Annotated in this window: 19 protein-coding genes; 13 read left to right on the forward strand and 6 right to left on the reverse strand. The window is 37.2% G+C overall.

Annotated elements, in window-relative coordinates; translation table 11 throughout:
• The first annotated feature begins 15 nt into the window (after positions 1–15).
• Together kdpB and kdpC are read left to right on the forward strand one after the other, a co-directional pair.
• The gene (kdpB, locus tag KVT27_RS14440) at positions 16–2,079 is read left to right on the forward strand and encodes a potassium-transporting ATPase subunit KdpB (RefSeq protein WP_217581499.1); all 2,064 of its coding nucleotides are present in this window, start codon (positions 16–18) and stop codon (positions 2,077–2,079) included.
• A 12-nt stretch (positions 2,080–2,091) separates the two neighbouring features.
• The gene (kdpC, locus tag KVT27_RS14445) at positions 2,092–2,736 is read left to right on the forward strand and encodes a K(+)-transporting ATPase subunit C (protein WP_036149100.1); all 645 of its coding nucleotides are present in this window, start codon (positions 2,092–2,094) and stop codon (positions 2,734–2,736) included.
• 39 nt (positions 2,737–2,775) lie between these two features.
• Here kdpC and KVT27_RS14450 read toward each other — a convergent pair whose 3' ends face one another.
• Positions 2,776–3,831: a 2,3-butanediol dehydrogenase gene (locus tag KVT27_RS14450; RefSeq protein WP_036149099.1), complete on the reverse strand. Its 1,056-nt coding sequence runs from the start codon at positions 3,829–3,831 to the stop codon at positions 2,776–2,778.
• A 293-nt stretch (positions 3,832–4,124) separates the two neighbouring features.
• Here KVT27_RS14450 and KVT27_RS14455 point away from each other — a divergent pair, with 293 nt between their 5' ends.
• Together KVT27_RS14455 and KVT27_RS14460 are read left to right on the forward strand one after the other, a co-directional pair.
• Positions 4,125–5,426: a DEAD/DEAH box helicase gene (locus tag KVT27_RS14455; protein ID WP_036127139.1), complete on the forward strand. Its 1,302-nt coding sequence runs from the start codon at positions 4,125–4,127 to the stop codon at positions 5,424–5,426.
• Between the two features lie 13 nt (positions 5,427–5,439).
• The gene (locus KVT27_RS14460) at positions 5,440–6,333 is read left to right on the forward strand and encodes a deoxyribonuclease IV (RefSeq protein WP_031417006.1); all 894 of its coding nucleotides are present in this window, start codon (positions 5,440–5,442) and stop codon (positions 6,331–6,333) included.
• A gap of 49 nt (positions 6,334–6,382) precedes the next feature.
• On the opposite strand, the gene KVT27_RS14465 is transcribed toward KVT27_RS14460, so the two are convergent.
• Positions 6,383–6,619: a Nif11 family protein gene (locus KVT27_RS14465; protein WP_012295215.1), complete on the reverse strand. Its 237-nt coding sequence runs from the start codon at positions 6,617–6,619 to the stop codon at positions 6,383–6,385.
• 160 nt (positions 6,620–6,779) lie between these two features.
• On the opposite strand from KVT27_RS14465, the gene KVT27_RS14470 reads away from it, so the two are divergent.
• The 3 genes from KVT27_RS14470 to KVT27_RS14480 are packed head-to-tail and all read left to right on the forward strand — an operon-like array spanning position 6,780 to position 8,829.
• Positions 6,780–7,526 carry a metal ABC transporter ATP-binding protein gene (locus tag KVT27_RS14470; RefSeq protein ID WP_012295214.1) on the forward strand — a complete coding sequence of 249 codons (747 nt, stop codon included), beginning with the start codon at positions 6,780–6,782 and terminating at the stop codon, positions 7,524–7,526.
• Between the two features lie 14 nt (positions 7,527–7,540).
• The gene (locus tag KVT27_RS14475) at positions 7,541–8,404 is read left to right on the forward strand and encodes a metal ABC transporter permease (RefSeq protein ID WP_025116000.1); all 864 of its coding nucleotides are present in this window, start codon (positions 7,541–7,543) and stop codon (positions 8,402–8,404) included.
• Positions 8,401–8,829, forward strand: coding sequence for a Fur family transcriptional regulator (locus KVT27_RS14480; protein WP_008178397.1), 429 nt, complete (start codon positions 8,401–8,403; stop codon positions 8,827–8,829). The genes KVT27_RS14475 and KVT27_RS14480 overlap by 4 nt, the downstream gene beginning before the upstream one ends.
• Before the next feature lie 69 nt (positions 8,830–8,898).
• Here KVT27_RS14480 and KVT27_RS14485 read toward each other — a convergent pair whose 3' ends face one another.
• Together KVT27_RS14485 and serC are read right to left on the reverse strand one after the other, a co-directional pair.
• Positions 8,899–9,258: a hypothetical protein gene (locus KVT27_RS14485; RefSeq protein ID WP_008178390.1), complete on the reverse strand. Its 360-nt coding sequence runs from the start codon at positions 9,256–9,258 to the stop codon at positions 8,899–8,901.
• A 266-nt stretch (positions 9,259–9,524) separates the two neighbouring features.
• Positions 9,525–10,613, reverse strand: a complete 1,089-nt coding sequence (gene serC, locus KVT27_RS14490; RefSeq protein WP_217581500.1) for a 3-phosphoserine/phosphohydroxythreonine transaminase — start codon at positions 10,611–10,613, stop codon at positions 9,525–9,527.
• Between the two features lie 522 nt (positions 10,614–11,135).
• Here serC and KVT27_RS14495 point away from each other — a divergent pair.
• The 6 genes from KVT27_RS14495 to KVT27_RS14520 all read left to right on the forward strand — a co-directional run bounded on the left by KVT27_RS14495 (position 11,136) and on the right by KVT27_RS14520 (position 18,581).
• A complete protein-coding gene (locus tag KVT27_RS14495) occupies positions 11,136–11,672 on the forward strand; it encodes an isochorismatase family protein (protein WP_217581501.1) in 537 nt (178 codons plus the stop codon).
• Between the two features lie 271 nt (positions 11,673–11,943).
• A complete protein-coding gene (locus tag KVT27_RS14500) occupies positions 11,944–13,005 on the forward strand; it encodes a glycosyl hydrolase family 8 (protein WP_225316133.1) in 1,062 nt (353 codons plus the stop codon).
• Entirely contained in the window at positions 12,986–13,843 is an 858-nt protein-coding gene (locus tag KVT27_RS14505; RefSeq protein ID WP_150907144.1) for a diguanylate cyclase domain-containing protein, read from the forward strand. Before KVT27_RS14500 ends, KVT27_RS14505 begins: the two co-directional genes overlap by 20 nt.
• Before the next feature lie 25 nt (positions 13,844–13,868).
• Entirely contained in the window at positions 13,869–15,275 is a 1,407-nt protein-coding gene (locus tag KVT27_RS14510; RefSeq protein WP_036149608.1) for a polysaccharide deacetylase family protein, read from the forward strand.
• Entirely contained in the window at positions 15,268–16,539 is a 1,272-nt protein-coding gene (locus tag KVT27_RS14515) for a glycosyltransferase family 2 protein (RefSeq protein ID WP_036127130.1), read from the forward strand. The genes KVT27_RS14510 and KVT27_RS14515 overlap by 8 nt, the downstream gene beginning before the upstream one ends.
• Positions 16,539–18,581: a cellulose biosynthesis cyclic di-GMP-binding regulatory protein BcsB gene (locus tag KVT27_RS14520; protein WP_217581502.1), complete on the forward strand. Its 2,043-nt coding sequence runs from the start codon at positions 16,539–16,541 to the stop codon at positions 18,579–18,581. The genes KVT27_RS14515 and KVT27_RS14520 overlap by 1 nt, the downstream gene beginning before the upstream one ends.
• 177 nt (positions 18,582–18,758) lie before the next feature.
• On the opposite strand, the gene KVT27_RS14525 is transcribed toward KVT27_RS14520, so the two are convergent.
• Positions 18,759–19,271, reverse strand: a complete 513-nt coding sequence (locus KVT27_RS14525) for a PCYCGC domain-containing protein (RefSeq protein ID WP_217581503.1) — start codon at positions 19,269–19,271, stop codon at positions 18,759–18,761.
• An 80-nt stretch (positions 19,272–19,351) separates the two neighbouring features.
• Positions 19,352–21,646 (reverse strand): YhgE/Pip domain-containing protein, encoded by a 2,295-nt coding sequence (locus KVT27_RS14530; RefSeq protein ID WP_208705639.1) that lies wholly within the window; start codon positions 21,644–21,646, stop codon positions 19,352–19,354.
• Positions 21,647–21,827 lie beyond the last annotated feature (181 nt).

Genomic DNA, 21,827 nt, shown 5'->3' on the forward strand with positions numbered 1-21,827 from the left:
TGAGGAGAGACACATATGGAAAAAGCAAGCAATAGTTTGATGACTGGTGTCATACTAAAAAGAGCGTTAATAGATGCTTTTAAGAAATTTAGCCCCATATATATGCTGAAAAATCCTGTTATGTTTGTCGTAGAGGTAGGATTTTTGTTTGTGTTACTATTAGTTCTTTTTCCAAATCTGTTTGGTAACGATGGTGGAGAACATGCAAGATTATACAATGGGATTGTAGCGATTATACTCTTTGTTACGATTCTATTTGCAAATTTTGCAGAGTCGATTGCGGAAGGAAGAGGGAAAGCACAGGTTCAAACTTTAAAAAATACAAAGACAGTGACACAGGCACGTGTTTTGCTTAATGATGGCTCTGAAATTTTTAAACTGGCACATGAATTAAAAAAAGGCGATATTGTGTTAGTTCAAGCGGGAGAGATCATTCCTAATGATGGTGAAGTCCTTGACGGAATTGCTACTGTAGATGAATCCGCAATTACAGGTGAATCTGCTCCTGTAGTGAAGGAACGGGGAGGAGATTTTTCGTCAGTTACCGGAGGGACGACGGTTACAAGTGATTGGCTGACAATTGAAATTACATCCATGCCTGGTGAATCATTTCTAGATAAAATGATAACGCTTATTGAAGGAGCTAGCCGAAAGAAAACACCAAATGAAATAGCACTCAATACGCTTCTCGTAAGTTTAACGATTATTTTCCTATTAGTTGTAGTGTCACTCTATCCAATGACAATATATTTACATGTGCCGATTTCTATCGCTACGTTAATTGCCCTGACAGTTTGTTTAATACCAACGACGATTGGTGGTTTATTGTCAGCGATCGGTATTGCAGGAATGGACAGAGTAACGCAATTTAATGTTATAGCGATGTCTGGTAGAGCAGTAGAGGCATGTGGAGATGTGGATACATTAATCTTAGATAAAACTGGCACGATTACGTATGGAAATCGCATGGCGGCTGAGTTTTTACCAGTAAAAGGGGTGGAAACTAAGGATTTAATTCGAGCTGCATGGCTTAGTTCTCTAACAGATGATACACCAGAGGGGAAATCTATTTTATCATTGGCCTGCGAATTAGGGGTAAATACGGACGGTGAAGAAACAATTATTAAGTCAAGTGAGCATATTCCATTTACCGCACAGACACGAATGAGTGGCTTAGATTCAGTGGATGGCACTAAAGTTCGAAAGGGAGCCTCTGATACGATAAAAAAAGAATGTATGAAAGCAGGACATAGCATTCCTAGCAATTTGGATCAATTGGTTCAACAAGTGTCTTCTGTTGGTGGGACACCACTGTTAGTAGCGTTAAACGATAGGATTTTAGGGGTCATTTATTTAAAGGATGTCGTAAAGGCTGGACTGAAGGAACGCTTTGATCAACTTCGTGCAATGGGCATTAAAACGATTATGTGTACGGGTGATAATCCACTTACTGCAGCAGCAATCGCAAAGGAAGCGGGAGTAGATAGCTTTATTGCAGAAAGTAAGCCAGAAGATAAAATTCAAGTGATTAAAGACGAGCAGGCACAAGGTAAAGTTGTAGCGATGACGGGAGATGGTACGAATGATGCGCCAGCACTGGCACAGGCGAATGTAGGGCTTGCCATGAATTCAGGAACCAATGCAGCAAAGGAAGCTGCGAATATGGTTGATTTAGATTCAAATCCAACTAAAATTATTGAAGTTGTCGAAATTGGCAAGCAGTTGCTAATGACTCGCGGTGCTTTAACTACATTTAGTATTGCAAACGATATCGCAAAATATTTTGCTATTATTCCAGCTATGCTAATGGTTGCGGTACCTGAGATGAAAGCATTAAATATTATGAATCTCAATTCACCTACTAGTGCCATTATTTCTGCCTTAATTTTTAATGCTGTTATTATTCCATTGCTAATTCCAATCGCTATGAGAGGCGTTAAGTATAAGCCAATGAGTGCCGCGAAATTATTGAATAAAAATTTGCTTGTGTACGGTGTTGGCGGAATAATAGCCCCGTTTATTGGCATTAAAATCATTGATCTACTAGTAGGACCATTATTTCGTATAGTTGGATTATAGGGAGGAAGCTATATGCGAAAAATTTTTGATAGTTCTAAGCAGGCATTACTTATAACAATCGCCATGTTCATTATATGTGGTTTAATATACCCGTTTGCCGTGACAGCTTTAGCCCAAGGGGTGTTTCATCAACAAGCAAATGGCAGTTTATTAGAAATGGACGGTCAAGCGGTTGGTTCTGAATTAATCGGGCAAAATTTTACTGCTCCAGAATATTTCTGGGGGCGTGTTTCATCTGTTAACTATAATGTTTATACGAAAGAGGATATGCTACCAGATGACAATGGTGAAGTGAACTACAGTGGTGTTAGCTCAGGTACATTTAACTATGCACCAACCAATCCAGAATTGAAGAAACGGATAGAAGTGGATATCGAGAAGTTTTTACTTGCAAATCCATCCGTACAACGACAAGATATACCTTCTGATTTAATGACTGCCTCAGGTTCAGGATTGGACCCGCATATTAGTGTGAAGGCGGCACAAATACAAGTGGATCGAATAGCCCAAGCAAGCGGGCTTTCAAAGGAGGAAATTAATAAAATTATAGAGGCCAATATAGAAAAACGGACATTAGGCGTATTTGGAGAAGATAAGGTGAACTTCCTTATGGCGAATCTAGAAATTAGGGGGGAAATGGATAAAGCTAAAGATTAAAAAACAGGTAGAGGGCTTCTCTACCTGTCTCTCTATATATTAAGCTTGTGAATTTACAAGGATTTTAATATGGTTTTTCTCTTTCATTAATGCCTCAAAGCCCTCTGTTACGACTTCCTCAAGAGCAATACGTTTCGTCACTAGTTTATCAGCTGGGAAGTAGCCTTGCTTCATTAATTCCATCACAGCTGGGAAAATATCGCGATAAGCAATAATACCTTTAACAGAACGCTCTGTTAATACGATATTGTTGGGCAGAATAGAGGCATCAGTTTCCCAAATAGAAACAATAATTGTTTCACCTTCAAATGTTGTGGAATCTATCGCTTGCTGTAATACAACTGGAACGCCTGTTACTTCAAATGCTACATCAACGCCACCATTCGTTAATTCATGTAGACGAGCTACTGCATCCTCATCTTTAGGATTAATAACTGCTGTAGCACCAAGTTCTAATGCTTTAGCGGCACGCTCTGCTGAAAGCTCTACTGCATATATTTCGGACGCGCCTGCTGCACGTAACGCTTCAATGACAAGGAGCCCGATTGGACCTGTTCCAAAGACCGCTGCCTTATCGCCTGCTTTTAATTTGCTTTGGCGTACTGCATGAAGGGCTACCGCTGCTGGTTCGACTAATGCGCCTTGCTCGTAGGAAAGTCCTTCTGGCATTTTGTGAACCAATTTTTCGTCTACCATTGTATATTCAGAGAATCCTCCGCCACCGCCTGAAAGACCGTGGAAACCTAAATGCTTACAAATATTATACTTACCTTTTTTACACGCAGCACATTCGCCACAAGATAGAATCGGTTCAACTACGACAGGATCTCCCACTTTTACGGATGTTACAGCATCCCCAATTTCAACTACTTCGCCTGAGAATTCATGTCCCATTACAATTGGTGCGATATCTTTACTTACATAGTGAGGTTGCTCTACAGGAATAAAGATTGGACCAGCTGCGTATTCATGTAAATCACTCCCACAAATTCCTGTCCAATGTACTTTAATTTTTACTTTTCCAGGTGCAATGACTGGTTCTTCAATATTTTCTACACGGATGTCTTTTGCTTTATACCATCTTGCTGCTTTCATGATCTATCAACCTCCTATAATATCTTACAGCCCCATCATAACATGTGGGAATAATGCTAATCATTAGCTCCCTATAAATTGACATAAAATTTACATATACCCAGCTTTTTCGAGTATTGATACAGCGCTTTTTTGATTGCATATTCTCCATATTTCAAGTACCTTTGATAAGGGCTTTGTTACGGTGATCATAAAACGATAAAATTATGTTTATGCTTGTAAGAATAGGATGTAAATATACCTTAAAGTTCGAATCATGGTACAATGAAAAAAGATGTTAGGAGGAACGAATGATGTCAAAATATACTGATTATAATTTTCAGCCATTTTTGCAGGACGCCATTGCAGAACTTGGCTTTACAGAACCGACACCAATTCAAAAAGAAATTATTCCATTATTATTAAAAGGGAAGAGTGCCATTGGACAGGCGCATACAGGAACAGGGAAAACACATAGTTTTTTAATTCCGATAGTTCAACGTATTGATGTAGAGAAACAGGAAGTACAGGCCGTTATTACTTCTCCTACACGTGAGCTTGCACAGCAAATTTATGATGCATTAAATCAATTAATAGAAGGAACTGCCATACAGGCAAAACTTTTTATTGGGGGTACGGACAAACAACGCTCTATTGATAAGTTAAAAACGCAACCTCAAATTGTTGTTGGAACACCTGGCCGTATTCGTGACCTTGTTTCAGCACAAGCGTTATTTGTGCATACGGCACCAATTCTAGTTGTTGATGAAGCAGATTTAGCTTTCGATATGGGCTTTATTGAGGAAATTGATGGATTTGCTTCCCAAATGCCAGAGAAACTTGAAATGTTCGTATTTTCAGCAACAATCCCAGAAAAGCTACAGCCTTTCTTAAAAAAATATATGGACGCACCTGTCCATGTTCACATGAATGATAAACGACCTGTGGCAGAGGGCATTGATTTTATGCTTGTACCAGTTCGTTCTAAATCACGTAATAAACGTTTATTAGAAGTTATCGAAGGTATCAATCCATTTTTGGCTGTTATTTTTACAAACACGCGTAAATCGGCTGAGCATGTTGCTGGTTATTTAAATGAGCATGGTATCCGTTGTGGACAAATCCATGGTGATTTAAGCCCACGTGACCGTAAGAAAATGATGAAGCAGATTCGTGATCTTGAATATCAGTATATTGTTGCGACAGATTTGGCGGCACGTGGAATTGATATTCAAGGAATTTCTCATGTCATTAACTATGAAATTCCTGAGGACTTAGAATTCTTTATTCACCGTGTTGGACGTACAGCTCGTGCAGGTAATAAAGGAACAGCGATTACATTATTTGAGCCATCCGAAGAGGATGCAGTAGTACGTGTGGAAAAAATGGGTATTCCATTTGTGCAAATGGACGTTAAAGATGGAGAATGGTCCGAGTTAAAAGAGCGTCATGCCCGTAAAAATCGTGTTAAACAAGAGAATGAAATAGATGTGAAAGCGAAGTCATTGGTACGTAAACCTAAAAAGGTAAAACCAGGCTATAAGCGTAATATGAAATGGGAAATGGAAAAAATTAAAAAACGTGAACGTCGCTTAAAAGCGAGAGGAAAAAAATAGGGGGGCTTTTTACATGCTACTTGGCTCACATGTTTCGATGAGTGGGAAGGAAATGTTACTTGGCTCTAGTAAAGAGGCATTATCGTACGGAGCTAATACATTTATGATCTATACAGGAGCGCCGCAAAATACACGTCGGAAAGCGATTGCCGATTTGAACATTATGAATGGACTCCTTCATATGAAAGAGCATGGCATGACTAATATTGTCGTTCATGCTCCCTATATCATCAATATTGGCAATACGGAAAAACCAGAAACTTTTCGTCTTGGGGTAGATTTTTTACAGTCGGAAATTGAACGTACAGCAGCATTAGAGGCAACACAAATTGTCTTGCACCCTGGTGCACATGTGGGTGCTGGGGCAGATGCTGGGATTGCCAAAATTATTGAAGGCTTAAATGAAGTATTGTCGCAAGATTATCCCGTCCAAATTGCATTAGAAACAATGGCAGGGAAAGGAACAGAATGTGGCCGTTCCTTCGAAGAGTTAGCAAAAATCATAGACGGTGTCACTCATAACGAACGTCTTTCTGTATGTTTTGATACTTGCCATACACATGATGCTGGCTATAACATTGTCGAGGATTTCGATGGTGTTCTCAACGAATTTGATAAATTAATAGGTGTTGACCGCATCAAAGTTCTGCACATTAATGATTCAAAAAATGTGCGAGGCGCTGCTAAAGACCGTCACGAAAATATCGGTTTTGGTCACATTGGTTTTGATGCCTTAAACTACGTGGTCCACCATCCACAATTAATGGCGATCCCTAAAATTTTAGAAACACCATTCGTACCACTTGCTAGTGATGCCAAATCAAAATCAGCTCCATACAAAGCTGAAATTGATATGTTACGAAGCAGTACATTTAAGCCTGAGCTTATCGAGGCTTTAAAAGGCTAACAAAGAAGCCCAACATCTAGACACAGTGCTGATGTTGGGCATTATTACGTTATTTTGTAAAAAGTGCGATTAGCTGACGAGAGCGCTTTCTTCCTAAAACAGCCTCCACTTCAACTAAAATATCTTTAGGAATGCCTAAAAAAAGCCAGGAGAATGAGAATTGCTCCAAATAAGGCCGAAGTTTTTTTACTTCAGAAGTTGTAATGTCAAAGCCCTCTTCACGAGCAATCGCGACAATTTCCTTATCCGTGCTTTGTGCCAATTGCTGTAAAAATTGAATACTCAAAGTCAATCCTCCTTTATAATATGGTTGATTAAATGATTTAAACGGTCGCCATTTTCTCATTCAAAAAAGCTATCTTCTTTTCTTTACAAAAACTGCACTTTCCTATATACTTACAACTTGTAAATCGTAATGATTTTGAATTAGAAAGAAGCGATCAAGCATGAAAACAACATTAATTGACATTGAAAATGTGTCATTTCAATATGACTATACACAAGTTTTAAAAAATATTTCCTTTCGTGTAGAAGAGGGCGATTTTTTAGCGCTACTCGGCCCAAACGGTTCGGGTAAATCAACATTATTAAAAATCCTTTTAGGTTTATTAAAGCCTCTTTCGGGAGAAATAAAGCTTTTTGGTGAACCAAGTGCAACTTTTAAACATCGAGAATGGATCGGTTATGTTTCGCAAAAATCCAATGCCTTTAATTCAGGGTTTCCAGCAACCGTGCAAGAGGTCGTGAAAAGTGGATTAACGAAAAAATTAGGGCTTTTTAAAAGACCTGGACGAGAAGCTAAAGGAAAGGTTCAAGAAGCATTAAAGGCAGTTGGTATGGATGCATTTGAACATCGTAATATTGGTGAATTATCAGGTGGACAACAACAACGAGTTTTTATTGCGAGAGCTTTAGTCAGTGATCCCAAATTACTTATTTTAGATGAACCGACAGTTGGGATTGATCACGAGAACGTGCAGTCATTTTATGATATGCTGGCGAAATTAAATCGGGAACAGGGAATTACAATGATTCTTGTCACACATGATGTCGATACCGTATCTAATCGCATTAGCCATGTGGCTTGTTTAAATCAAACCATTCACTTCCATGGCTACAAAAATGAATTTGATAATATTTCCCAGGGTGCGCTAGATGCTTGGTATGGCCATTCTGTGAGAAAGATTCATTAGAAGGAGAAGGCACAATGATTGAAGCAATTTTACATTATGAATTTTTACAAAATGCCTTTTTCTCTGGATTATTAATAGGCATACTTGCCCCTCTATTAGGCGTGTTTATTGTAGTAAGAAGGTTATCGCTTATTGCGGATGCTTTGTCACATGTCACACTTGCTGGAATAGCAGGGAGCTTATATATTAGCCAATCTGTGACAGCCTTCGCTTTGCTCAACCCTATTTATCTAGGAATTTTAGCATCTGTTAGTGGTTCGATATTAATTGAGCGTCTAAGACGTTTATATAAGCACTATGAGGAGCTAGCTATACCGATCATTATGTCAGGCGGCATAGGCATAAGCGCTATCTTTATATCGCTAGCCAGTGGCTTTAGCACAGATTTAATGAGTTATCTGTTTGGCTCAGTATCTGCCGTATCACGCCAAGATCTATGGGTGGTGATTGGAATTGCTGCAGTAGTTATCCTCTTTTTGTTTTTATTTTTTAAGGAATTATTCGTTCTATCCTTTGATGAAGAATATGCAAAAGCAAGTGGCCTCCCAGCACGTTGGGTGCATCTATTGTTTATGATTGTGACGGCTCTTGTCATTGCTGCAAGTATGCGCATTGTAGGTATTTTACTTGTATCTTCATTAATGACGTTACCTGTTGCAGCTGCAATGCGATTGGCAAAAGGCTTTAAGCAAACTATCTTTTATGCTATTGTATTTGGAGAAACGGCAGTATTAATCGGCCTGATTAGTGCGTTTTATTTAGATTTAGCGCCAGGAGGTACGATTGTGGTCACTTCTATTTTAATATTGCTACTTGTGATCCTTGGAAAGAAAGTAGCATTTAAAATGGCTGCGAAGCAAGGGGAGGTAGCACAATGAATGTTTCAAGAGCGTGGGAAATTTTAAAAGAAAACGGTTATAAAAAAACGGATAAGCGTGAGTTAATATTAGATATGTTTGCTGCAACAGATAAATATCTAACAGCCCGTGATTTATTGGATGTTTTAAAAAAAGATTTTCCGGGGATGAGCTTTGATACCATTTATCGTAACCTTGCTACATTTGTGAAGCTAGGGATTTTAGAGGAAACAGAGCTATCTGGAGAACGTAATTTCCGAATGCACTGTGAATCCGCACATCATCACCATCATTTTATTTGTATGGATTGTGGCAATGTTAAAGAGCTCAACCTTTGTCCAATGGAAATGCTAGGAGAAAAGCTCCCCGACTATGAAATTGAAAATCATAAGTTTGAAATATATGGGAAATGCCCGGATTGTAAGCATGAAACTCTGTCACATTAAAAAATGGACAGAGTTTTTTTATGTAAAAGAGAGGGTAGTTCCAAATAGGATGTACCCTCTCTATTTTTATTAAGCTACTGCTACTTTACGAATCGCAACAATTTGATTGCAGTCTACAATTAAAGGAGAAGTAGCAGCCGCACCTGCCTCAAGGAAGTAAGCACAGCAATTGCGTGGATCGAAAGAAATGAAAGTCACACCTAAGAAGCTAATACCTCCAGATAAAAAGATATCTAGTCTAGTCGCAAGCTCTAATTTTCGTAATTGCTGACAAATACAGCCTCTACAGTTACTGCTCATTCTTGGTGTACATTTTTCTTCTTTTTGACAAGGGCATTTTTCTTCTTTACGAGGACAACATTTCTCTTCTTTTTTTGGACATTTACAACCTTGCCAGTTCATCTGTGTTGTATATCGTCTATCTTCCATCGTCCAGACCTCCCTTCCTCTATTTTCGTAAGGGTATCCTTACAGTAATAATCTATGTTTGGTAAATAGATAGAGGCTGGTAATCTGTCCGATAGTCCGCTTAAAAATCTATATTTTTCTCAAAAGAATAGGCTATGTGCAAAGCCCTAAAAGAAAAATTTGCTATAAAAATTTTATAATGATAGTTGTATGGGGATAGATTATCATCGACAAACAAAAAAAGACGAGTCATTACAGAAACGTAAATCATCGTCATTTTTATAAGATTATTGATGTTTTTGTTGGAAATCGACCATAAAGTCTCTTAAAGCTTCACAAGCCTCTAATGGCACAGCATTATATGTTGAAGCACGACAGCCGCCTACAGAACGATGGCCATTTAGCCCTACAAAGCCAGCTGCTTTTGCTTCCGCTAGGAATAGTTTTTCAAGTTCCTCATCGGTTACGCGGAATGTAATGTTCATAAGGGAACGACTTTCTGGAGTTGCATGACCCTTATAGAAGCCATTGCTATTATCGATAGCATCATAAATAACTTTAGCCTTTAATTCATTGTGCTTCTCAACTGCAGCGACTCCACCATTAGATTCTACCCATTTCAACACTTCGCCTAGCATATAGATACCAAATGTAGGTGGTGTATTATATAAAGAATTACTATCAGCATGTGTTGTATATTTAAGCATTGTAGGAATATTTTTATTCGCTTTTTCAAGAAGATCTTTGCGAATAATGACAACTGTTACACCTGAAGGACCTAGGTTTTTTTGAGCACCTGCATAGATGAGTCCGAATTTTTGAATATCAATTGGTTTTGAAAGAATATCACTAGACATATCGGCCACTAAAGGTACATTCCCTGTATTTGGATAATCCTTCCACTGTGTACCGTAAATAGTATTATTAGAAGTGATGTGCACATAGGCATCATCCTCATTAAATTGAATGTCTGCTAGGGCAGGAATATGGCGGTATTGGTTCTCTTTTGTGCTAGCAGCTTCCACAGGTGTACCGAAAAACTTTGCTTCCTTGAATGCCTTCTCAGACCAAGAGCCTGATAATACATAACTTGCTTTTTGATCAGTTGATAGGAAGTTCATTGGCACCATTGTAAATTGCAGGCTAGCCCCCCCTTGTAAAAATAGGACCTCGTAATTTTCTGGTATCGCATATAGCTTTTTCAATAAGGCGATCGCTTCGTTATGTACTTCGTCAAAAATGGTACTACGATGGCTCATTTCCATAATCGACATACCTGAGTCACGGAAGTCTACTAATTGTTGTTGAGCTTTTTCTAATACTTCTTGGGGCAGTGCAGATGGACCTGCGTTGAAATTGTATGCACGTTGTGTCAAAGTGGGTACACTCCTTGTTTGGTTAATAAGTGAAATTTTTATCCAGTGGCTATAAACTGCTGAATATACATTGTCCTGATCGAGCTTTAATCGTCTAAGAGACATCATTAGCTATAGGACCATTAAAGCGGGATAACAGAACTTTACTGGATTATAACTTAATTTTCAAGAGAAAAAATAAAATTCTTAATATTTGAGCAGAATAGCGACAGCCTCGCAACAAAATGTACACAATTAACAGGAGTTTTTAATTCAAATACGAACGAAAAGTACAGTTTTATCGGAAATAAAGTTGGAATTTTCGTAATTGAAATAAATTTCATCCGTTACAATCCGTTTAATGTTCGGATTTTAACAGCGGTGGAAAAGGGCATGCTCGTGGAGATAGGGAAGGGCTAGAATATAACATATACCGTTTATTTATGCAGATGATGAATCAATATGTACGATAAGATTTTAAATGAACCCATTTTAACGTGAGTTTTTGTATAATAAATAAAGAATAGAAAAGGGGTGTTCACGATGTTTACAGTAGAAGAAGCTTGTTTAGTAGTCGTTGACGTGCAAGGAAAGCTAGCAACAATTGTTGATGAGAGTGAAGCAACGATTGCAAACATTGCTAAGTTGATACAAGCGATGCTGGCACTGGAAGTACCTATTTTATGGCTAGAACAAAATCCGAGTCGTTTAGGCGGTACAGCACTCGATATAGCACAACATCTTCAAGGACAAGCAATTGCTAAAATGGCTTTTAGTGCATGTGAGGAAGAAGAATTTGTGAAAGCGATGAAGGAAAGTGGGCGTTCTCAATTTATTGTCACTGGCATTGAAACGCATATTTGTGTTTACCAAACAGCTAGACAACTAAAGGAACAAGGATTTGAAGTTGAGGTAGTGGTAGATGCTGTTTCCTCTCGAACAAAAGCCAATAAGGAAGTCGGATTAGCTAAGATGAGTGCCCTTGGTATTTATCCAACTAGTATGGAAATGATTTTATATGAGCTTTTGCAACGAGCAGACCATGAACAATTTAAAACAATTTTACAGCTTGTAAAGTAATAGACATAATTGAACCCATTGGTCCGTGTCCAAAAAAATAGTCATAACAATTTTTACTTTAAATAGGAAATTACCAAAAAATATAGCTTTTATAGAATAAATCCGGGATGTCTGATGGGTCTATAGACCTTTTCGGGGCATCTTTTTTTATAAAAAATGTTTAATGTATGACTCTTCTCATATAAAAGCTTAGCCTTTCTAATTATTGTATACTATAATATAAAATCGGGATTTCATTATAGAAAAATAACAATTAATGAGGAAGATGACGATGATAAAAAATTTTAAATGGTTTTTGTTAATAGTTAGTGTTGTTTTTCTTTTAATATGCTGTACAGAAAAAGAGGTAGCGTTACAAAAAGAGCCTGCTACTTCACCGACGGAACAATTTGTCATCGAAGATTTAATGAATGGAAAAGGTTTATTACGCACAGATTTAGATACCCAAAAGGATGTGTTTTTATCTGAATCGGTTGGCTTATGGCTTGCCTATCTAGTAGAAAAAGATGATCAAGCACGTTTTGATGAACAAGTCGATGTCTTGAAATCGTATTTTTTGTCAAACGACTTTATTGTTTGGCGATTAGATGGTACTAAAAAAGCTTCTGTCAATGCACTGATTGATGATTTACGCATCATCCGTGTTTTACTGGATGCCAGTGAGAAATGGCATGATTCAGATTATGAACAATTGGGTAAACAAATTGGAGATAATTTGATTCAGTATGGGATGAATCAAGAACTGTTTGTCGATTATGTCGATGTTAATAGCCATGATAAAGCAACAGCTTTAACCATGAGCTATATTATGCCATCTGCTTTTTATGAAATGGAGCAGCATGGTCTTTTATCCCAGCAACAAGTTCAACATCAGTTGGACATTTTACAAAATACCCCAATAGCTGAGGCAGGATTTTTCCCAAAATATTTTGACCTTGCCACTAAAAGTTATGTGTTCGACGAGGAATTGCACATGATCGATCAATTATATACAGCCTATCATCTTGCTTCGATGGACGGGGACACAATGCCATTTAAAAACTGGCTAGTAAACCTTTTGAAGAGAGACGGTAAACTCTATGGTCGTTACAGTGCGCAAACGAATCAACCGACCGTTAACTTTGAATCGCCAGCTGTTTATGCCATGGCAGCAAGATATATGCTGGCATTAAACGAACAGCAATTAGCTCAGCAATTCATGGAAAAGATGACAGCTTTAAAAGATCCTTCATCAGGCTATATCGATAAACATACAAAGTCAACGCATAGTTTTGATAATTTACTACCACTATTAGCAGAAAGGGAGGTAGAAAATGCGTACCACAATAAATAGAAATAAAGCTATTTTAGGTTATGGAATATTACTCATTTTATTGTTACAATTACCAGCTTATTTTTTACTCCGTCAGAATGCTGAAGGCTTATTATTGTACACCTTTTTAATGATTCTCATCGTACTAACACTTTGGAGAGGGACAGTATTTGGTCTTGTGAGTAGCCTCGTTTTTATTTTTATTACAGGCTCGACATTACTATATACAGGAATAGCAGGAGCTGTAATTTTTCTAAATCCTACTTTTTCCATGCAAATGTTTTTCGCCTACGGGATTCTACTTTTGATCCTCATTCTTTGTGCTGGAAAGGTGCATGAATTAATGAGTGAACAGGGAAACTATTTAAAAAAACTGCAAGAGGATGTTAGAAATTATGTAGCCATTGATGTGGAAACAGGATTTGATAATGAAACGAGAATGCGTATAAGCGTCAATGAAGAAATGCGTAGGGCAGACCGACATAAACATACTTTTGTTTTTATGGTTTTAAAGCTTGAAAATTATGATAAATTCCAAAAGCTGTATGGTGCGAAAGAGGTACAGCATTTATGGCAGCAGCTTTCCCAACGAATTCAACAAACGGTCAGACAAACGGATAAAAAGTTTCGGTTTCGTGAAAATTATATAGGGTTGTTGTTAATTGATACAACAGACCAGCATATGGAAGTCATTTATGACAAACTAGATCAAGCATTGAAAAATCATCAATTGGTCAATGGCAAATGGGTCACACTCCATTATAAAACAAGCTTTATGACCTATCGACCATTGATGGAAACAACATTTGATGAGCTTTTAACAGAACTGGAAAGAGAGATGAAAACAAGTGCGCTCTAAATACAACTTATGGTTCGCCATTGGAATGCTTTGTTTTTATACTTTTGTAACAAGTGAAACAGTATTTGCTGCACAAGATGACAAAGACATAGCATTGATCTTTGTCACAAGTACTCAGCAACCAAATCGTGATGTTATAGCCTTGCAAGAGATGCTTCAAGTATATACGTCCGTAGATGTTTTAGCGATTGAAGAAATAGAAGAGCAGATGCTGCAACGTTATAAACGGATTGTTATTTTTAACGCGTATCCAACAGTTATTCCTGAGAAGGCTTTAGCTGCGGTGAATCATTTTCAAGGTTCTGCGATTTTGATTGGTGAAAATGCTCTTCAATTCAGCCCATTTGCTAAATGGCAGCAAGGTCAAATAATTGAGCTCCGAGCAATTGGGGAAGAAAGTTTAGACAACCCTGTAAGATGGAAAAGTGTTTTACCTTCTGCTGATTTCGAAGTCGTGAAAAGAGCTTCCTCAATGAATGAATCCTATCCTTTTGTTGTTAAAAAGAACAATTGGTCGTATATCGGAGATTTTGTGAATAGAGGAACCTTACAATATCAATGGCCTACCCTCATAGGCGATTTATTGCAATTACCCAAGCCTCAGTCACATCCAGCTTTTATTGTTGTATCAGATATTAATATGAAAACAGATGTGGGAAAGTTAGAAAAGGTAGTGAAGGCATTCACCAAAAGTAGGGTGCCGATTGCACTTGAAGTAACACCTATATTATTGGATGAATCTGAAAAAAATATATATTACTTACATGATAATAAAAAATTATTAAGTTATTTGCAAAAGCTACAAAATGAAGGTTATCCATTTATCCTCTCTTCTACTATTTCACCTGAAAAGAGTCTGGATTATTTAGCATTGAGGAATATTTATCCTTCTATAAGCCGTGATGAGAGTAGCTTATTTAAAGGGAGTATCCGGGAAGAAAGTCCATCATTATATATCACACAAATGGACAACCGCACCATCTATCCAATGACAGTAGGGACCATCCCTGATACAGACAGCAATCCTTTATATACTGTCAAACGAAAAATAGACCTTTTATTACAGGTTCCTAGTTCCATTATCGGTATTCAATATCCTGCTTATGTAAATTCTTCTTTTGTTCAAGAACTTGTTGATGTGCTAAAAAGGCAACCACAAATAGAACTCATGAATTTCCGACAAACAAACCAACAGGTAAAGTCAGAGAATGTTTCCATTGTCCAACATAAAGATGGTGAACAGACCATTGATTTATCTTTTTCTAAAAAAGAGCGTTTAAAAATTTCATTCGATGAACGGCCATTCGAATTAATTTTATGGATCCTTGTCTTTGTTGTATCCCTGTTTGTTACATTATTTTTTATAAGTACCTTACGATTACGAATTACATTGCGTAAGAGATTGTTTGAGGAGAGGAAGACAAATGGCTAATCTATTATTTTTTATTTCACTTTTCCTCATTTGGATTATGCTGCTCTACCACATGTTTTTAATGGAGGGGGGCTATTTACATTTCCGTTCATTTGAAAAACCAATCGATGAGTGGTCTAAAAAAATGACTCATGTACCCTCTGTCAGTGTTTTTATACCAGCTCATAATGAAGCACTCGTAATTGAGCAGACATTACGGGCTATGTCTCGTTTATATTATCCTAAAGATAAATTAGAGGTGATTGTCATTAATGATAATTCCTCTGATGAAACTGGTGATATCGCCAAGCAATATGCGGAAAAATTTCCATTTATTCGAGTAATTGAAACCGTGGAGCCAAACAAAGGGAAGGGTAAATCTTCGGCATTAAATTCTGCGTTAGCTGATTCTACAGGGGACATTGTAGTGGTCTATGATGCAGATAATACACCTGAAAAGATGGCAGTTTGGTACTTAGTAATGGGTCTCATAAATGACCCAAAAGCTGCGGCCACTGTAGGGAAGTTTCGCGTCATTAATGCGACTGAAACTTGGTTGACAAGGTTTATTAATATAGAAACAATTTGCTTCCAGTGGATGGCTCAGGGTGGCCGTTGGAAATGGTTTAAGGTAGCAACCATTCCTGGTACTAATTTTGCCATTCGCCGTACAGTTTTAGAGCAGTTAGGTGGATGGGATGTAAAAGCATTAGCAGAGGACACAGAGCTGACTATTCGTGTTTATAACTTAGGCTATCATATTCGGTTTTTCCCAAAGGCTATTACTTGGGAGCAGGAGCCCGAGACATTGAAAGTTTGGTGGAAACAACGAACAAGATGGGCAAGGGGCAATCAATATGTAGTTCTGAAGTTTTTAAGTCAATTTTTCACCTTAAAAAGAAAAAGTATTATGTTTGATTTATTTTATTTCTTCTTTACGTATTTCTTATTTTTCTTTGGCGTTATTTTATCTAATGCTTTATTTATTATTAATTTATTTTATGACATTGGTTTGACCGTTGGCGATATTGCCCTTGTTTTATGGGTTTTAGCCTTTTTACTATTCCTAGGAGAAGTAATGATTACCTTAAGTATTGAAAAAACTGAAATGAATAAAAAGAATTTCTTATATGTCATTCTTATGTATTTTACGTATTCCCAAATGTGGATTGTACTAGTCGTATGGTCATTATTTTTAGAAATAAAGCGCATGTTTACTGGGCAAGAAGTGCAATGGTATAAAACAGAACGATTTTCAAAGCAAACAGATAAAGGAGCGGAATAATGAGAGCCAAATTTTTCTCTATACTTTTATTTTTTATAGGCTTTTTATGTATTACAAATGACGCTGTTGCGGCTACCATTACCGTAGATGATCAAACAATTGCGATAGAAGGCAATCAAAAGCAAAACAAGCCTTTATTATCACAGCCAATTGAATTACAGGGGCCATCCTCATCAAGAGATTTTTATTATAATTTAGTAGATGATGTAAAACAAAATGGCCAGCAAGTTACTTTTCAAATTCAACATTCAGAGCTACTTATAGCACCATCCTCGTTTACCGTGAAAGTGGATGATGTAGCGGTCAAAACGGTGCCATTGAAAGCAGATTCACTTAAGCAAACGATTGTCGTTAATCTTCCAAAAGAGGTTTTATTAAAAGGGACTCACAAGATTACTGCAAGTTTTTATGGGATTCTAAAAGAAGGTATTTGTGTGCCACCTGGTAATGCAGGTAATTGGTTACGTATCGATATATTATCTTCCATGTCAGCTTTTAGCGAGGAGAGCCAAGCATGGACATTAACTAGTTATCCAACTGCATTTTTGGGTTATGAAGGATATGCAACAACAGTTATTTTACCAAAGCAAGCTTCTGAAGCAACTTTAAACAGTGGATACCAGCTCTCTGCTTATTTATCAGAGCATGGTGATACAAATGTGCAGATTAAACGTGAAGATGCGGTCAATCAAGTGTCTGGACCTATTGTTATCATAGGCGGACAAAAGGAATTTAGTACAAGCTTATTCAAAAATGTATTAGATAAAATCAATGTTAGTGACGACACCATGACATTATCTATGCAGGAATTACTAAATACAGATTCAAATCAACGGGTACCTATTTTGGCTGTGACTTCAACGAACGGAAAAGCGATTGAGGAACGATTATCCTTTTTAACAGAATCTAGATTATCCGGGCAATTAATCGGAAATACATTAGCCATTAAAGATTTACCGAAAATAGACAGTACTTCAGATTCAACCATTTCCTTTCAGCAGTTTGGCTTTGAAAACCAAACATTGTCTAGTCAATTAACTATGACCCCACATTATTATGTATCCTTGCCACAATTAGAGGCCAATAAGGAAGCGGTCATGCGATTAGTGTTAAAGAAGTCAGCTAGTATACCAGACAATCATGATGATGATGATCGAAAACTTGAATTGATTGCCTATATCAATAATGTCCCACATTCAGTAGATTTACGAAAGCTAGAGCAAACTACTACAGATATGTATGAGGCTTTACTACCTATTCAAACTAATGTTCTGAATCAACAATCTATGACAGATATTCAATTTGAAGTAACAGGCTTTCAATTAGAGGACCCATGTGAAACAACGAATGAACGTTATTGGTTATATATAGATAGTGCTAGTTCTTTATCGATCACTAAAGATGCCACTGAACCAACCTTTACTTTACGTGATTTTCCGAATTCCTTTCATGATCATACATTAATGGTGATTCCTAATAATGAAAGCATGGATGATGTAAAGATGCTATCTATGTATAAGGCATTAATGATGAATGGCAAAATGGCCAATATCACTCTTATGAAGGACAAAGATGTCACCAAAGAAGCTTTACAAAAGCATGCGGTCATTTTTATGGGAGACATGAAGCAGCATAAATGGCTATCCAAAAATGCTAACCAAATTCCGAATTCTTCTGAACAACTAATTCAACAAGGCTTTTTACCTGAGGCAATTGGTCAATATGCTTATATGACTAAAAACTTTTGGCAGAACACTCAGCCATTATTATGGATACAATCGTTTAAGAATGCCTCTATTAAAGGAGACTTTTATACACACTTGAAAGAGACTGATTCACAAGCAGGGGCTGCAATTGAAACAAAAGAGGGGCAATTTGTAGTAGCAGTAGATCAAAACGTTAATAATACTGATGTGAAAGCAGTTAAAAAAGGTGAAATATCATTGGTCCTAATTGCCGAATTTATAGGATTAATAATTGTCATTGCAGTGATCCTATATGTCATCCTTCGAAAAAGAAAGAAAAATCAAGTGCAACAATAAAAGCAAAGTCGCGTTAAGCGTAGGTAAACTCATTGAATGTTGAGTTTGTCTACAGTCTTTTTTACAAGGTGGTAACTTATATTGAGATTGACAGCGGTTTACCAAATATTGAAAATGAAAGAGAAGGAAAAATGACAAAATCCATCGAGAATGAACTTCTCGATGGATTTTGCTTTTTTATGCCGGCATATCAGTTGGTGTTGGTTTTGCATAGCCTTCTTTATATGTTTCATCAATGACTTGGCGAATTTCTTTTAGACTCTTGCCATCCTGATGCATTTTAGCCGATTGTACAGCAATTTCTAAGCACACTAAACAACGAGTACCGTGATCATCCCAGACGATGGATCCATCCTCACGTTTTTCCTGAATAAAGCAGTTTAAATTACTTTTATGACCAGAAGATTCGCCACATCCACAATAACATGGCATCCATTCAAGAATTTCTGTAGATTGCCCAGCAACTTGATAAACCAAGCGAATATTTGCTTGTTTACCCTCTAAAAACGTTGGAAGAACATTTGCTGAAGCTGTTTCTTCCTGAATATCGCCTGAAGCATGACTATCCCCTTCATGGGAAGTTTCACCTTCTGTAGCTACATGATCATTTTCAACATTTTTCTTATTTTCCCCACACGCACTTAATAACATTAACGCCAAAACAATAAAAATAGAAACCGTTTTCTTCAACAATAGCGCCTCCCACATGTTTACAATACTTCCATTATACCATCGTTGTCATAAACATTTACATGGAGCCTAGTTGAAAATCAATGAAATATATCTAACCCGCGTGTTTTGTTCATAAAATGTTCTATTTTCTCGCTCAGTAACTTTTTTAAGAAAAAGCCGAAGAGGATAAAGACAAACCAGAAACCAATTAAGAAGAGGAGATCTACCCATACAGTTGACCAGATAATGCCTCCAACCGCCTCACGCATCATTTCAATGGCATACGTAAAAGGTAAAAATGGGTTAATGATTTGGAAGAACCTTGGCAATAATTCCACAGGGTATGTCCCACCAGAGCCCGCAATTTGTAAAACAAGCATCACAATCGCTAAAGCTTTTCCAACATTTCCAAAGACCGAGACTAACGTATACACAACGGTTACAAATACTATGCTAATCAAAAGTCCAAACAAGATAAAGTAAGCGGGCGCCTGAATAGAACCGTCAACTAAAAAAGTATCACCGATCGTAATGATGAGAGTTTGTATAATAGAAAAAGTTGCAAATGTTAGTAAGCGGCCAAAATAGATTTCACGGATACTATAAGGTGAATTTTCATGTAGATTTACGGATAATAGTGAAATTAATAATAAACAACCGACCCAAATCGATAGCACTGTGTAAAATGGTGTCATCGCTGTTCCGTAGTTGGCGATAGGGAATAGTCGATGTTCCTTTAGTTTAATGGGCTCTTCAAAGAAATCACGCTCGGCATTGACATCATTCTTTAATAATTGCACAATCTCTGAAATATCCGCTTCATTTTCTAAAGTTCGAAGTTTATTCGCTAGATCCTTGATTTTTGTACTTAGAGTAGGGAACTCGCTTTGTATTTTCTGGAGAGCATTATTAGCCGTACCTAACGTATTTTTTGCCTGTGTCAATTTATCTGTTGCCTGAGGTATGAATTGTTTTACATCCGTCAACATGGCAGAAGCACTTGTTAATGTACTTTTAGCACTAGACAATGTTGAGCGAATTTGTGGCTCCAATTTATCGTTATAGTAGACCAAGAATTTTTGTAAATTAGCCGTCGCATTTTGTGCGATGTTTTGAATCGCTGTAATGTCTTGTTGAATGATGTTTTTATCAATGGGCTGTAATTGTTCAATTTTTGTAAGGATATCTGCATGTAACGTATTTAATTGTTGCAAGTCTTTTAGGGCGTTTATAGTTGAATCGGTAAAGGTCGGATTATTTTGCAGGGCATCACGAATAGCTGTAAGCTGTTCAATAATTTGTTCATTATCTTGGGCATTACTTTGCTGTAAAGATGCGATGATACGATCTAAGGAATCCTGCAACTGATTTCGCGTTAAAGTATCCGCTTGAATCAACTTCTGTAGCGCCTCAAGTGTTTGAATACTATGCGTTATGTTCTCTTTGGACGTTGACAATTGATTTTTTAATGCTTCTTTTGTTTGGGTGATAGAAGCTGAATCAAGATCAATGCTGTTGAGTTTATTCATAATATCTGTGAAGTGCTGCGCAATATTTTGGACAGTTTGTACATCCTTTTTAATAAGGGGAGATAGCTCATTAAACAGAGCATCTGCTTCATTCACAAGAGTTAGACCCTTTTGAATAGTAGTCAAACCATTTGTTGTTAATTGTTCTACTTGTGGAATTTGTGTGATCGCACGATTAAGTAATTGATCGGCATCCTTCCCTTGGCTAGAAGCTTGTGCTAAAAATGAATTGATATCAGGTAAATGCTGCTCTATAGTAAAGACATAGTTTTCAAATTTTCGGAAGTCAGGAATTTCACGTTCCATTTCAAGTCCAATGGTATTAAAAATGGAGAATAGCGTCCCATTTACCGTTGATACAAATTCACTAGAAACCTGCTGGGTAAGGACACTTGCTCCTTTACTTGTTATTTTAGGGGCAATCGGATTCTTCTTTTCATTTACATAATAATCAATATGCGCTTTAGTTGGTTGCTCTGTCAGAATGGAGGTGAGCTTTTGCGAAAAGTCATTGGGAATAACGATCATGGCAAAATAATCTCCATTTTTCACATGCTCCATGGCTTGCTTTTCGTTTTCAAGCTCCCACGTAAAGCTTTCATTCGTTTTTAAATTCTCGATTACTTCATTTCCAACATTAATCGCTTCATTTCGAACGGTGGTTCCTGTATCCTCGTTGACAATCGCGATTTTCATATTGGATGTGTGGGCGTATGGGTCCATAGAGGCATAGATATTAAGCCAGGCGTAAAGTGAAGGAAGAAAAATCAATCCGCCCACAATGATAGCTACTACCCAGTTTGTGACAATGTTCCGGATATCCTTCGTATAAATTTGAAATACATGCTGAAACGAGTTTTTCATATAATCACCCCACGTTCAAATTTTGCATGAACTCTCAATATGTATGTTCCCAAATATACTTAAAATTATGTTATAAATGTGAAATATCTTTTTTAAAAGGCGAATTAGTTTACTAGGTTTTCAAAACAATTTATAATCAATCCGGATACACTAAAATTAGGATTTTAGTGTAAAAAAGGAG

It is taken from the genome of Lysinibacillus sp. GbtcB16 (assembly GCF_019091145.1).
Classification (GTDB): Bacteria; Bacillota; Bacilli; order Bacillales_A; family Planococcaceae; genus Lysinibacillus; species Lysinibacillus fusiformis.